Origin of the sequence: Paenisporosarcina sp. TG-14 (assembly GCF_000297555.1) — a bacterium.
GTDB classification, from domain to species: Bacteria; Bacillota; Bacilli; order Bacillales_A; family Planococcaceae; genus Paenisporosarcina; species Paenisporosarcina antarctica.
Genome location: NZ_AMGD01000006.1, coordinates 1 through 15,153 on the forward strand (window position 1 = coordinate 1; position 15,153 = coordinate 15,153).

Consider the following 15,153-nt stretch of genomic DNA (forward strand, 5'->3'; position numbering starts at 1 on the left):
TTATTGTGTGGGCGATTATTTATGAAACCAATACCGAATTGAACTATTGCTTACATGCCCCAGTTTCCGAAACAATCGTGAAATTAGATACATTCATGAGAGTTCAAACTAACATATTTGTTTTTGACACAAGGACGCTAGGTTTAAAAAGCGGTATTCTCTTTACCTACCAATCAATGTGATTATTTTAGATACAGTGTCAATTTAACTAATAACATAAAAAATATTCATGCTATTCGACAAGAAAATACAAAGTATTAAGAATAATTGTGTTAGTTTACAAGTAAGGAATGTCAATTCATTGTGATAAAAAAAGATTTAATTGTTAAATAAACAAATGTGTAATTATGATTATAGTGATAAAGATTAACTAGCTATATTTTCATCTATCTATAAATATTCAAAACTATTTGAAGGGCTTGTGAAGAAATTGAATACTAATCTGCCTAATCATGTGTTGAAATTCATTCAAGATTGTATTGCATTAGTCCCTGTTATCGTATTAGGAAGTGGAGCTTCAGCGGCATACGGAATTGCCGGAATGACGGAACTAGCCGACTATTTAATTAAAAAAATTGTTCCCAGTGATTCTGAAAAAGACCAATGGGAGTTGTTTAAAGGTGAACTCAGGAAAGGAACAGATTTAGAACAAGCGCTACATCTTATTGATCTATCTTCCAATTTAGAAACAGAAATAATATTAATAACAAGGGAATTAATAAGTACTAAGGATTTAGAAATACGAAGACAAGTTGCTATGAATGAAATTGATCTACCACTTAGCAGATTGTTAAACTATCTTAATGTTACTACTTCTCCTTGCATCAAATTAGTAACTACGAACTATGATCGATTAGCGGAATATGCAATTGATCAAGCTAGTCTTAATCCTTATGCTGGATTTGAAGGACATTATATAAAAAGATTTAATGGACAGATTAGAAGAGAAGTTAGAAAGACAAATACGGTTGAAGTTCTTAAAGTGCATGGGTCAATTGATTGGTATCTTTCCTCCGATTTACGAGTGATGTCGTTACCAGATGACTTTCATGGCATAAGTGAACTCACCCCTGTAATGATTACGCCTGGGAAGGGGAAATATCAACATACGCACGATGATCCTTTTAGAAGTCTCATAACTAGGGTCGATGAATTATTTGCTAAATCCAAATCAATTTTGATAATTGGATTTGGTTTTAATGATGCGCACATCCAACCAAAGTTACTAGATAAAATGAGGACAACCCAAACACCTATTTTAATAATTTCGAAGGAATTAACTGTCAAAGCGAGAGAATTTATTAAAAGTAATATACACGCAAAAATTTTGGGAATTGAAGAATATAAAACGGGTTCAAAAATAGTTTTTCCAAATACTGATGATATTGAAGTAGAAGACTCTATTTGGGATTTAAACGAATTACTGAAATTTATTTTATAGGAGGAGAAAATTTGGGGATATTTGATTATCAAGAAAGAGATTCCTTAGGGAAAGTTTTCGCTGTGGATACGGCTAGTGTGATTTTAAATGTTGATAATATTGAAAAATTACGTAGTATGCAAGTGAATCGTTTAGTAGCACTAAGAAGTAGTAGGGCAGGACAACATCTAATTGGAATGGTAAATAAAATCGTACGTAAATCTGTAAATGAATTACCAGCGGAAGAGACTGATGAAGAAGAAGAAATATATCCAAATGAGAGCAATTCAGTAAGAATTACTTTAATAGGTACTTTTTTTGATAGAGTTTTAGAACAAACAAATGTTTTTAGAAGGACACTTGAAACTGTTCCAGAAATTGATGCGAGTTGCTTTCCTATAGATGGTGTAAAGTTAACTTCTTTTATGACTGCTATTTCTTTTCAATCTGGTGAAGAAAGGAATGCATTAAGTCTAGGGAATTATACATTAGATGATAATGCAATTGCATATTTAGATGCTAACAAATTCTTCCAACGTCATGCTGTAATTGTTGGGAGTACAGGGTCAGGGAAATCTTGGACAACGGCTAAGCTTTTAGAGCAAGTTGCAACTTTAGATAATTCTAATGCAATTCTTTTTGATTTACATGGAGAGTACAAGACGCTAATAGATGATGGTATTAAGCATTATAGAATTGCTGGACCAGGTGATATCGAACTTGGAAAAGATATTGAAGATGGAATCTTATGTTTTCCATATTGGTTATTAGGCTATGAAGATATGATGGGTATGCTAGTAGATCGAAGTGATCAGAATGCCCCAAACCAATCAATGGTATTATCAAGGACTGTTATAGAAGCTAAAAGAAAATTTTTGGAGGAAATTGGAGAAGAAGAAATTCTTAACAATTTTACAGTAGATAGTCCAGTTCCTTATAATTTAAGTGAAGTGCTAGATGAATTAATAAGGTTAGATACTGAGATGGTACCTGGGGCGAAGAAAGATACTGTTAAACAAGGTGAATTCAATGGTAAATTAAGCCGATTCATTGCTAGATTAGAAAATAAAGTTTCGGATAAGAGGTTAGCATTCATGATGAATCCTCCAGAGAGTGTTAATGAATGGGGGTGGATGAATCGACTTTCGAATGCATTGTTGTCGGGCCGAGATCATCAATACTTAAAAAAAGGTGGGGTAAAAATAATCGATTTGTCTGAGGTACCTTCAGATATATTACCAATGGTAATTGGAAGAATAGCGAGTTTAATCTTTTCACTCCAACAATGGACAAAAAAAGAGGATCGTCATCCTATTGCTTTATTATGTGATGAAGCACATTTGTACATTCCCGAAAACGCAAGATCATCTGGAATTACAGATTCTGCACAAAGAAGTTTTGAGAGAATTGCGAAAGAAGGAAGAAAATATGGTATTGGTTTAGTTGTCATTAGTCAACGACCCTCTGAAGTAAATAAGACAATATTGAGCCAATGTAACAACTTTATTTCTATGAGACTATCTAATGCAGAAGACCAAAATGTCATTAAACGACTTTTACCTGATAACTTAGGCGGATTTACAGATTTGCTTCCTGTACTAGATCGAGGAGAGGCATTAATCGTGGGTGATGCAAGCTTATTACCAAGTCGTGTAAGAATATCAGAACCAAATAATCGTCCAGACAGTGGCACCATAGATTTTTGGGATGAATGGATGAAAGTCGATAAAAATAATTCTGTTGAAGAATCTGTAAAATCATGGCGTATGCAAAGTATGATAACTAGAAAATTGGTGGAAAATTGATTATTAGTTATTCAAAAGAAAAGACGGACTTCGTTTGAGGAAGTCTGTCTTTCTTATTGCAAAATAAGTGAGAAAAATTTTACTAATAATTAAAATTTATGAATTATATGGAGGTATTTTATCATGGCGATGCTAAGTTGGAATGAAATTAGAGCTAGGGCAATTAGTTTTACTAATGAATGGAAAGATGAAAAAAATGAGAATGCAGAAGCGAAATCTTTCTGGAATGATTTTTTAAACGTATTTGGTATATCTAGAAGGCGTGTTGCGACATTTGAAGAACGAGTTAAAACTTTAGATGGACGAAATGGTTATATCGATCTTTTGTGGAAAGGCGTTCTTGTGATCGAGCATAAGTCTAGAGGCAAAGATTTAGAAAGAGCATACAAACAGGCTAAAGATTATTTCCCAGGCTTGAAGGAATCTGAATTACCTAAATATATATTGGTTTCTGACTTTGAAAAATTTGTACTATATGATTTAGAAACAGATGCTAAAAGAACATTTTCCATTGAACAGTTTCATCAAAATATTGAACTATTTGGATTCATAGCTGGTTATCAAAAGCAAGATTACAAAGAACAAGACCCCGTTAATATTAAAGCAGCTGAGAAAATGGGAGACCTACATGATAAGTTAAAAGCAATCGGATATGTAGGGAATAATCTCGAAGTGTATTTAGTTCGATTACTTTTTTGTTTATTTGCAGATGATACAGGTATCTTTGAAAAGAATTTATTTCGAGATTATATAGAACAGGATACAACTGAAGATGGTAAAGACTTAGCGTTACATATTGAAAATATTTTCAGCACATTAAACACACCTGATGCAAATCGTTTTAAAAATATTGATGAAAATCTTAATAAATTCCCTTATGTAAATGGAGGACTTTTTGAAAAACATCTACCCCTTGCATCTTTTGATTCTGAAATGAGAAATTTGTTATTAGATTGCGCCGCTTTGGATTGGGGAAGAATTTCCCCTGCCGTATTTGGCTCATTGTTTCAAAGTGTAATGAATAAACAGCAGAGACGTGAGTTAGGTGCTCACTATACAAGTGAAGAGAATATCTTAAAGGTTATTAAACCACTATTCTTGGACGAGCTGTGGAGAGAGTTTGAAAGTGTAAAAGGGAATAGAAGGAAGCTTGAAGATTTTCATAAAGGGCTAAGTACATTGAGTTTTCTTGATCCTGCGTGTGGTTGCGGTAACTTCCTAATTATTGCATATAGGGAGCTGCGACTGTTAGAACTTGAAATATTAAGAAAGCAATTAAGTGGACAAATGGTTCTCGAGATTGATTCATTAGTCTTGATTGATGTAGATCAATTTTACGGGATTGAAATTGACGAGTTTGCTTCTCAGATTGCTTCTGTAGCATTATGGCTTATCGACCATCAAATGAATATGGCAGTAAGTAATGAGTTTGGAGAATATTTTGTCCGATTACCATTAAAGAAAAAACCCAATATTATTTACGGAAACTCATTAAAAATAGATTGGAACGAAGTAGCATCAAATAAAAAACTGAGTTTTATTTTGGGTAATCCTCCGTTTATTGGTTCATCTATAATGACTGATGAACAAAAAGAAGAAATGAATCCTATTACTGGTGTGATTAAAAAATCGGGTTCTCTTGACTATGTTGCTGCCTGGTACATAAAAGCCGCCGATTATATTCAGCACACAAAAATTAAGGTAGGCCTTGTGTCGACAAACTCGATCGTTCAAGGAGATCAAGCTATTATCTTATGGCATTATTTATTCAATACAAAAAGAATCACTATTCACTTTGCCCATCAAACATTTAAATGGACTAACGAAGCAAGAGGAAAAGCTGCTGTTTACTGTGTCATTATTGGTTTTAGTAATCATAATGATTTAACAAAATCACTTTATTCTTATCCAGATATAAGTAGAGATCCTACAGTTTTAAGTGTGAAGAACATAAATCAATATTTGTTAGATGCACAAAGTATATTTATAGAAAAACGTTCAAATCCAATAAGTGACGTACAACCAATGCTATATGGGAGTAAGCCGGCAGACGGGGGGTATTTTATTTTTACTGAAATAGAAATGGAAGAGTTTATTAAACTTGAACCGTTATCTGCTAAATATTTTAGACCATGGGTTGGAGCTAGGGAATTAGTAAATAATATTAAAAGATTCTGTTTATATTTAGCTGATTGTCCACCTCCAGAGCTTAGAAAAATGCCGTATGTAATGAGAAGAGTTGAAGGAGTTCGGAAAATGCGATTGGAGAGTAAGAAAGAATCTACGCGTAAATGGGCTGATGCCTCAAGTAGTTTTACTGAAGATCGAGTTACCAACGGGAATATTCTCATAATTCCAAGGGTTACATCTGAAAACCGAAAATACATACCAATTGGATACTTTGAACCACCAACTGTTTGTAGTGATGCTGCTTTTCAAGTTGTTGATGCTTCGCTGTATTTGTTCGGTAAATACACGGAATGTTCGAGTCATTCAACTTTCTGAATATCACAGAATCGATAAAAGTAAAAAAGCTCCTAACTGATGTATTTTCTGTTGCTGCAGTTGTGTAATTCAGTTAAATAATTCAAAAAAGGGGAACTTAATATATGGGCTGGTTAATCATTGGTGTGATTGCATATTTGCCGATTATATATAGAATAAATAAACGACTGAATTATTTAGAAAAAGAAGTGAAAAGATTAAATGGAGATAATGAGGATATTTAACTAGTGATTTTTCTATGCATTTTGAAAATAACCAATCACATCCAGGGATGAAAACGACTCAATTCTGTATATGAGGTGAAAATCGATTCCCATTTGGATTCTAGTTATGCTATTCAATAAACTCCGCATGAATAGAAAAGCGTTTTAATTGGGCTCAGTCTTTTTAGTTTTAACAGGACTTGTGCCATCCCCTTTTGCTAAAATGATCGGGCTATATGAGCTTTTAAATTAATATATTGAAAAAATTAGAAGACACCCCTAAAGCTACTATTAGCTTTAGGGGTGTCTTCTGTTTACAAACTCGATTAACGAAATAGTAATAATTGTTCCTTTCCTAGGAATGGGGAAATACAAGAGCAGCTGAAGTGTATCTTCCTAAGCTGAATATATTGCGCTGTGTTGGATACTAGTAGCAACCTTGTTAAACTCATTTCCAACAACCTAGCCTGTTTTCATTTCGACTTCTAAATTAGTCATTATCATAGTCTTTATCGAGAAAGGAAGGTTTCTTATCTTCCTTAATTTCTAACTTTGCCTTTATTTCAGATAATTCTTTTAGGATAATCTGAGTATTCAACCATGCTGCAATTGAAGAAAAAATAGCCAAAACTAAACCAAGTGTGATTAAAACATTAATTAACAGTATACTCACCTCAATAGATATTATTTTTACTAATATTACCATAAAAAATAAAGTGATATACGATATATAAGCAATTTCCGAAGAACCTTATGTTGATGACTTAGTCATTGAATCCTACGTTCTTTTGTTTGATTAAGTAAACCCTAACAAAGAGAAGACTTGTACCATCAAGCGATATTTTCTAAATAACCTACACTTGCACAAGTAAATAATAACACAAGACAATTTCTTCAATATTAGAAAGAAAGTTGCTATATACCTAACCAGTATCTAAAATAGATATAAGAAGAAAGTCCCTGATAATTAATAGAATGGAGGTGGCAAGATGAAACTAAATATGGAGCAAAGAAGGATTGTAGAGCTCGAACCAAACGGTCATATGATGGTTAAAGGTGTTGCAGGGTCAGGCAAGACGACTGTGGCAATTAGACGCATTTCCTTTTTGCAAAATCATTATAGTCATGAAGAAGATGATACGATACTTCTCGTCACTTACAATAAAACATTACTACAATACATAAAATATCAATATCAAAAACTTGCCGATGAAGAGCAGGAAAAATATGAACAATTATTCGCCAAGGATAGTGAGGTTGAAATTGTAACGATTGATAGCCTCATGTATAAATATTTTACACAGCACATACGCCGTTTGAACCTTTCATTGAAACCCTCTAATAGTATGTTAGATCATAAGGTAATGATAAAGGCGATCCACCATGTGCAACACAAATACCCGAAGAGTAAAATAATATCTCCCAAAAATAGTCTGTTCTTATTGGATGAAGTAACTTGGATTAACGCCTGTCAGATTGAAGATGTAGCCACGTATCAACAAATTGATCGAACAGGCCGAGCATCGGGTGGGAGTGGGGCACCTCAAAAACTTTCGAGAAACTCAGATCTTCGTGCAGGAATCTTTGAATTGATGGAGACATTTAACGAATTACTTGCCAAAGAAGGTTATTTAACCTTTAAACAAATGAACTTATTGGCTTTGCAAGAAGCCCAGCAAATGAATCACGGGAAGTATACGCATGTGATCATAGATGAAAGTCAAGATTTGACGAAAGTGCAGCTAGAGTTTCTAAAATGTATATATCAGGAGAAAGCATATTCGTCGATTATGTTTGTTGCAGATAATACACAGAGTATTTATTCGCAATCATGGCTCGGAAAAGGAAGACCCTATACATCAATAGGGTACGATATGAGTGGGAAATCCAGAATTCTTAGTAAAAATTATCGTACGACGACTGAAATTTCAAAGGCAGCCTATCAGCTCATTGAAAATGATTCTTCTATTAATACGAATGTAGACTTTGTAAAGCCTTCATTAATTGATCGGCATGGTCATCCACCTATATATCGTTTTTTTACGTCAAGCCAAAATCAAATCAACTTTTTAATTAAAGAAATACAGACGCTTACAAATGATTATCGATTTGCTGAAATATGTATTGTAGCTAAAGAAAAACGAATTATTGAGAGCGTGAGCCAAGGATTGAAGAGTGGGGGAATTGCATGTGAAATCCTTCAGTCTTCGGAAGCCAATTTCGAGTCTGATAAAGTGAAATTGGTGACCATGCATTCGATTAAAGGGCTAGAATTCAAAGTCATCTTTTTGATTGATTTGAATGAAGGCGTCATCCCGAATACGCGACTTTATGATTTGGATGAAGAAGAGTTGATGGATTCAGAAGATCGTAAATTGTTGTATGTAGGGATGACGCGGGCAAATGAATTGTTATATATGTCTTCTGTTAATAAGCCAACTAAATTTATTAAAGAAATGAATATGGAATATCTTCGGATGCAAAGAGATTGTCAATTGCGTCCTTTCCAATCCATTGGAATTCAAGGGTATAAGCTAACAAACCAAGTGACTGATCTAAATTCTAAAGAAGAAGTTGTCCGTCAATGGCTGATACGTGAGCTTTATCAAACGTATGGATATCCACTTGATTTATTGGAACTGGAGTTTCCGGTACAGCAGTTTTCAAAAAAAGGCTATATTGATATTGCTGTGCAGATCTATGCCAAAGGTGAAATAGTTCCGTATATCTTCGCTGAAGTGAAACGGTTCGGAAGTGGAATTCAAGATGCCACCCAACAATTGAAATCGTATCTAGAAGCAAATTCACGTGTCCGTTATGGAATCGTTACGGATGGCATCGATGTGATTTGTATGGATCGCTCAGGTGAGGTTCTCAATGACCTGCCGAAATGCCAACCGCAATTTCTACCTGAAACGAAAAACAGAAAATTGTATGTAAACTTGAAAAACAATAAAAAATATAGCATGTCCACAGAGTTAGACAATGAAAATATTGTTGAAATTACGGACGTAGAATCAGGCTTATTGGTGAATCTTGATATGAAATGTAAGATTCCCCTTATTGGCGATGTGGCAGCAGGCGTTCCAATATCCGTCAATATTGTTTATGATTCTGTCCTTACTCTGCCTAAAGAATGGGTTGTATCTGAATCAAACTCATTTGCACTCATTGTTACAGGCGATAGTATGAAGGATGCAGGTATTGATAAAGGGGATGTCGTCATCGTCAATCGTCAGCAATCTGCTTCCAATGGGGATATTGTCATTGCCATTATTGACGAAGAAGCGACCATGAAGAAATTCATGCCGATGGGTGACTCCATCTTACTACTTTCTGAGAACGCGAAATACGAACCGATCCAGATGAAGAAAGAAGATGTGTTAATTAACGGCAAGGTTATTGGATTTATGAAGAATCAATAAGTCTCATTTGCAGAAATTGATTAAATTAATGAATAAAGCGACTGAAATTAAATTTCGGTCGCTTCAACTTTTTTACGGGTTTGAAAACTTTTAAACAAAAAATATGGGTGGCACTTTTTCGTCAAAAATGCACAGGTACCAACAAAGGAAAAGGTGCCACCCATAGAAAAGGGACAATGATAAACTATTTATAGAGGGAGGTTATCATAATGAAGTTTCAGATTGAAGAGGCAATTGAAATACTCGAACGTACACCAAAAGTACTTAGTAATTTGCTCTTTGGATTATCGAATTCATGGACTGTTTGTGATGAAGGAGAAGAAACTTGGAATGCCTTTGATGTAATTGGTCACCTTATCGAAGGGGAAAAATATAACTGGATTCCTCGAATAGAAATAATTATTTCAAAGGGAGAAACGGAAACCTTCCCTGTATTTGATCGCTTTAGTCAACTTCACCAAAACTCAGAAAAAACTATTGAACAATTACTTAGTGAGTATACAGAGCTCCGTGTGAATAGCCTAGAAAGGTTAAGTAGTTTAATTAATGCTCTTACAGATTTAGAACAAACGGGTTTACATCCGGAATTTGGACGTGTAAAACTTAGAGAACAAATATCAACATGGGTTGCCCATGATCTTGATCATATATCCCAAATTGCCAGAGTGATGGCAAAAAGGTATAAAGAAGATGTTGGACCTTGGAAGGCTTATATTCGTATCATGAATCAATAAACTCTTGAAAAACTTTTAATAGGACCAGAATGCTAGATGAGATAGATTAATTGCATGAACAAAGTAGGAATCTAGCAACTAAGCTAGTAGCTGGATTTTTATAATAATGGTTATTCAAATGATGAAAAATACAAGGGAAGACACCTATAAGCATCGCAGATTATTGTAAATTCCATACATACGATACTCAAGTAATGAAATGCTCCTTCCCAAAGGAAATAATATTTCAAACTGAAGTAACGTACTACAACTGCCGTCTGCAAGTAACACTCTGACATTATCAGTATTTTATAAAAATAAGAGAGGACGATCCTATAAGTCAGTAAATAATGACTTATAGGATCGTCCTCTTTTCTATCCGAAAATAGCTTTTGTCATTAAATACAATACAGATGGAGCCAATAAGACGCCGAGACCTGTATAAAATGTTGCAGTGACAGCACCATAAGGTACTAATTTAGGATCTGTTGCAGCAAGACCGGCGGCAACACCGCTTGTTGTTCCCATCAACCCTCCGTAAACCATGGCTGAGCGAGGATTATTTAAACCAATGTACTTAGCAATAAACGGGGTGCCAATCATTGTTAAGATTGATTTCACAAGTCCGGCTGCGATACTGATCGTAATAACTTCAGAGCTCGCCCCAATTGCAGCCCCAGTAACGGGACCGACAATATAAGTTGCTGTGCCTGCACCAATAGTTGTGAGACTGATAGGATCCCTATAGCCGAAAGCATAAGCAATAGCGACACCGACAACAAAAGACAATATGACACCAATGAACAGAGCTGCAACACCGCTCTTTCCAGCTTTTTTAATTTCATCGAAACTTGCGCCGAACGAAGTAGCGACAATTGCAAAATCTCGAAGCATTCCACCGCCCATTAAACCGATTCCAGCAAAGATGCTAATATCCGATAGCCCTTTTTCGCCCCCTGTTAGCACTCCTCCTATATATGCCAGTAATAAACCGAGAATAATGGCAATTGCTGACCCGTGGATTCGTCCTTTTGTTAATTTATCAGAAAGAACGTATGCGACGTACATCGTTATACCAATGACTGCGAATGAAACTATCAGTGGATTATTTGAAAAAACTTTACTTAATGTTTCGAGCATTGTAATCTTCGCCCCCTATAATAATAGTTTTTTCTTCTACAGTTTTATCAATTGCTGTCTCAGATCCACCCTTACTTAAAAGAGGAACAAGCATCCAACTAATTACAACAGCTACAACCCCTGCCATAATGGCGAGCGGGCCGCCGTCAAGTGCACCAGCAACATTTTGATTAGCCGACATGGCAATGACAATTGGAATGTACATGGCACTCCAAAAACTGAGACCTTCTTGAGCCGGCTGACTAAGTTTGTCACGTTTTTTTAAATAATCAACGAGTAGAATGAGTATTATCATCGCAAGCCCTATACCGCCTACATTTGCTTCAATACCAATGGAGAGACCTAATATTTCACCCAAAAAAACACCGATTAGCATACAAATTGCCAGTAATGCTACACCAAAAATAACCATATTTACACCTCACTGTTTTATTTTTATTAAAGTAGTTAACACCGAAAGAAAAGAAAATAGATATTAAAGCAAGCGCTTACATTTAAAGAAATATACAGTCGACTGTATTCTGGATTTATCATAAAGGGAAAAAAATAAAAAAGCAAACAATTATTTTAATTTTCTAAAAACATTGAATAATTTTTTGTTTGTTTGTATAATATAGTCGACGGTCGACTATATTCTAAATTCAAGAGAGGGGCTTCAACATGAAATTCATGAATAACGCATTATCTACTTTAATTGCAGAACATATAACAGAACAGATAATTACCGGTGTACTTAAGTCGGGTGACAAGTTAGTTGAACACATCTATGCTGAAAAATACAGTACTAGCAGGGCACCAGTTCGTGAAGCAATCTACTTACTTGCAATTGCAGGGCTAGTTGAAAGAATTCCACGAAAGGGAGCGATTGTAAAAGATTATACCGAAGATGAAATATACGATCTTCTTGAAATTCGAAATATGCTTGAAAATATGGGGATGGATAGAATTAAAAAGAAGGGGATAGATAACGTTTTATTAAAAGAAATGAATCAACTTTTTGAAGAAATGAAAAAAGTTGAGGATGTCTATTCCTATACTCAATTAAATCACTCTTTTCATATGTGTCTTATTAAGATGAGTAAAAGTGAAATGATTAATGATATGTACTCTCGTCTAGGCTGGCCGTTGTTAAAAATTCAAAGTAACTCTTTTACTAACGAAGGGAATATAGAAAAATCCATTTTAGAACATGAAATCATAATAAAATTGTTAGAACAACAAAACTTTACAGAATTGTCAGTAGTTTTATCGAAACATAATAGAGACGTGATAAGTAGTATCCAAAAAAAGACTCGTTCATAGTTTATCAAATCTAAGGAGGCTAACAATGTGAAGCTTGCTTTTTTGTTTCCTGGGCAGGGTTCCCAGAAGCCAGGACTTCTACATGATTTGCCGAAATGTGCTGCAGTGGAAAATGTGCTAAATACAGTTACCGAATCATTAAATGAGAGCGTTTTCAATTTCCATTCGAAGGAGGCTCTTGTTTCAACAAAGGCTGTTCAGCTTACACTTTTGACTGCGGGAGTAGCTACTTTTAAAGCATTTGAAGCTGAAGGAGTAAAACCTGATTTTGTCGCTGGTCATTCTGTCGGTGCTTTTAGCGCAGCGGTGGCTGCGGGTGTCATTGAACTTAAAGACGCAGTGAAAATCGTCAAGTTACGTGGAGAGTTAATGGAAAAAGCATACCCAGAAGGATTTGGTATGGGCGTTGTACTAGGGATGGAATTTTATAAACTTCAATCGCTTGTTGCTTATTATTTCGATGAAAAAAATCCGGTATTTATGGCGAATCAAAATTCCCAAGATGAAATAACGATCTCGGGTGCTTTGCCAGGGCTACAAAATGTGCTCGATCATGCACGGCAGAATGGTGCACGTTGTGCCACAATGCTAAATGTTAGTACACCATCACATTGTCCACTTTTATCATCTGTTTCAGATGATCTAACTGGAGCGCTTCATGATATTTTATTTTATAAGCCAGTTATTCCATATGCGGGAAATCGAAGGGCACGTCTTTTGTATGACCCTGTCGACATTCGACAAGATCTCGCTGAGAGTGTTTCTTCTCCTGTTCAATGGCATGATGCTTCCAGGGTTCTGTATGAAAAAGGAGCAAGACTGTTTATCGAAATGCCACCGGGATCAGTGCTGTCACGTTTAGCAACAAAGGCATTTCCAGAGGCTAGAGTTTTATCAGTAGCGGAGAATGGTTTTGATGATTGTCAGTTTGTAGCAAAACAACATTTATTGAAATGATGAAAGGGGAATGAGTAATGGGATCGACAAAACAGTTTGGTAATAAAAAGCGGATATGGACGACACGGCTCGATGCGAAAAATAGACGAATAGATAGTGTCAAAGGTTTGGTAAACGGGATGGTGATCCCAACTGATCAAATTGTAGATGTAATGGAAAAGTTAATCAGACCTGGCGATCGTGTAGTTCTAGAAGGTAACAATCAAAAGCAAGCTTCGTTTCTTTCAGAAGCACTTGCCCAAACGAATCCTAAAAACTTGTATGATTTGCACATGATTATGTCTAGTATCTCAAGACCTGAACATCTTGATCTGTTCGAGCGTGGCATTGCGAAGAAAGTGGATTTTGCCTACGCAGGTCCGCAAAGCCTCCGGATGTCTCAAATGCTTGAAGATAAGCAATTGATGATGGGTGAAATTCATACGTATCTTGAACTTTATGGGCGCCTTTTCATAGACTTGATTCCGTCTGTTGCATTGGTCGCAGCGGATAAAGCGGATCGATTTGGAAATCTGTATACAGGACCGAACACGGAAGAAACACCGACACTTATTGAAGCTACCGCATTTAGTGATGGGATTGTCATCGCACAGGTGAATGAATTAACGGATGATTTACCGCGAGTGGATATACCCGGATCGTGGATTGACTATATTGTTGTTGCTGATAAACCGTATGAACTTGAACCGTTATTTACACGCGATCCCCGTCACATTACCGATATTCAAATTTTGCAGGCGATGATGGTTATTCGCGGTATTTATGAAAAGCACGAAGTACAGTCGTTGAATCATGGTATTGGGTATAACACTGCAGCAATTGAATTACTACTACCGACATATGGAGAATCACTCGGATTAAAAGGGAAGATTTGCAAACATTGGGCATTAAATCCTCATCCTACATTGATTCCTGCGATTGAGAGTGGCTGGGTCGAAAGTGTCCATTGTTTTGGTGGGGAGGTTGGCATGGAGAAATATGTAGCCGCCCGCCGTGATGTGTTTTTCACTGGACGTGATGGCAGCATGCGCTCAAATCGGACCCTTTCACAAATGGCAGGACAATATGCAGTTGACTTGTTTATCGGGTCCACTTTACAAATAGATGAGGAAGGAAATTCCTCTACCGTAACGAGAGGTAGATTGTCTGGTTACGGAGGGGCACCTAATATGGGACATAATCCCGGTGGACGCCGTCATTCAACGCCTGCCTGGTTAAACATGATAACGTCAGAAGATCCATTAGCTCGTGGAAAAAAACTGGTTGTGCAAGTGGTAGAGACATTCCAAGCTGGAAATAAGCCTGTTTTTGTCGAGTCCCTAGATGCAATTGACGTGAAAAAAGATTCTGGACTTGCTACAGCACCGGTCATGATTTACGGTGATGATGTCACGCATGTTGTAACTGAAGAGGGGATTGCCTATCTGTACAAGGCTGACAGCATGGAAAAACGACGGGAAGCCATTGCAGCCATAGCTGGTGTTACATCAGTTGGGTTAAAGCATAATTCTAATAAAACAGATAAATTGCGACGTGAAGGATTGATCGCATTTCCGGAAGATTTACAAATTCGCAGAACTGATGCAAAGCGGTCACTACTGGCTGCAAAAAATATAGAGGAAATTGTCGAGTGGTCAGATGGGCTATATGAACCGCCGGCAAAATTCAGGAGTTGGTAAATAG

The 15,153-nt window shown here is 36.1% G+C and carries 12 protein-coding genes; 9 read left to right on the forward strand and 3 right to left on the reverse strand.

The window, feature by feature from the left end; genetic code table 11:
* The 4 genes from C406_RS20930 to C406_RS0102615 form a co-directional block, all read left to right on the forward strand.
* A partial coding sequence (locus tag C406_RS20930) for a hypothetical protein (RefSeq protein ID WP_036654036.1) occupies positions 1-182 on the forward strand: 182 nt, incomplete at its 5' end.
* Between the two features lie 239 nt (positions 183-421).
* Positions 422-1,441: an SIR2 family protein gene (locus C406_RS19245; RefSeq protein WP_155966684.1), complete on the forward strand. Its 1,020-nt coding sequence runs from the start codon at positions 422-424 to the stop codon at positions 1,439-1,441.
* Positions 1,405-3,225, forward strand: a complete 1,821-nt coding sequence (locus tag C406_RS0102610) for an ATP-binding protein (RefSeq protein WP_202802077.1) — start codon at positions 1,405-1,407, stop codon at positions 3,223-3,225. The genes C406_RS19245 and C406_RS0102610 overlap by 37 nt, the downstream gene beginning before the upstream one ends.
* Before the next feature lie 123 nt (positions 3,226-3,348).
* Complete coding sequence (locus tag C406_RS0102615) at positions 3,349-5,730, forward strand: DNA methyltransferase (RefSeq protein WP_017379029.1); 2,382 nt, start codon at positions 3,349-3,351, stop codon at positions 5,728-5,730.
* Positions 5,731-6,423: 693 nt separating this feature from the next.
* Here C406_RS0102615 and C406_RS20630 read toward each other — a convergent pair.
* Entirely contained in the window at positions 6,424-6,639 is a 216-nt protein-coding gene (locus C406_RS20630) for a hypothetical protein (RefSeq protein WP_017379031.1), read from the reverse strand.
* 283 nt (positions 6,640-6,922) lie between these two features.
* Here C406_RS20630 and lexA point away from each other — a divergent pair, with 283 nt between their 5' ends.
* Together lexA and C406_RS0102635 are read left to right on the forward strand one after the other, a co-directional pair.
* Positions 6,923-9,358 carry a transcriptional repressor LexA gene (lexA, locus tag C406_RS0102630; protein ID WP_017379032.1) on the forward strand — a complete coding sequence of 812 codons (2,436 nt, stop codon included), beginning with the start codon at positions 6,923-6,925 and terminating at the stop codon, positions 9,356-9,358.
* Between the two features lie 209 nt (positions 9,359-9,567).
* Positions 9,568-10,092, forward strand: coding sequence for a DinB family protein (locus C406_RS0102635; RefSeq protein ID WP_017379033.1), 525 nt, complete (start codon positions 9,568-9,570; stop codon positions 10,090-10,092).
* Positions 10,093-10,446: 354 nt separating this feature from the next.
* On the opposite strand, the gene madM is transcribed toward C406_RS0102635, so the two are convergent.
* Both madM and madL read right to left on the reverse strand, forming a co-directional pair.
* Positions 10,447-11,211 (reverse strand): malonate transporter subunit MadM, encoded by a 765-nt coding sequence (gene madM, locus C406_RS0102640; RefSeq protein ID WP_017379034.1) that lies wholly within the window; start codon positions 11,209-11,211, stop codon positions 10,447-10,449.
* A complete protein-coding gene (gene madL, locus C406_RS0102645) occupies positions 11,192-11,623 on the reverse strand; it encodes a malonate transporter subunit MadL (RefSeq protein WP_017379035.1) in 432 nt (143 codons plus the stop codon). The genes madM and madL overlap by 20 nt, the downstream gene beginning before the upstream one ends.
* Before the next feature lie 248 nt (positions 11,624-11,871).
* Between madL and C406_RS0102650 the strand changes: the two genes are divergently transcribed.
* From C406_RS0102650 to mdcA, 3 genes are read left to right on the forward strand one after another with little or no spacing between them, the layout of a single operon-like run.
* A complete protein-coding gene (locus C406_RS0102650; protein WP_017379036.1) occupies positions 11,872-12,513 on the forward strand; it encodes a GntR family transcriptional regulator in 642 nt (213 codons plus the stop codon).
* A 27-nt stretch (positions 12,514-12,540) separates the two neighbouring features.
* Positions 12,541-13,470 carry a malonate decarboxylase subunit epsilon gene (locus tag C406_RS0102655; protein ID WP_017379037.1) on the forward strand — a complete coding sequence of 310 codons (930 nt, stop codon included), beginning with the start codon at positions 12,541-12,543 and terminating at the stop codon, positions 13,468-13,470.
* A 17-nt stretch (positions 13,471-13,487) separates the two neighbouring features.
* Positions 13,488-15,149 (forward strand): malonate decarboxylase subunit alpha, encoded by a 1,662-nt coding sequence (mdcA, locus tag C406_RS0102660; protein WP_017379038.1) that lies wholly within the window; start codon positions 13,488-13,490, stop codon positions 15,147-15,149.
* Positions 15,150-15,153: the final 4 nt, after the last annotated feature.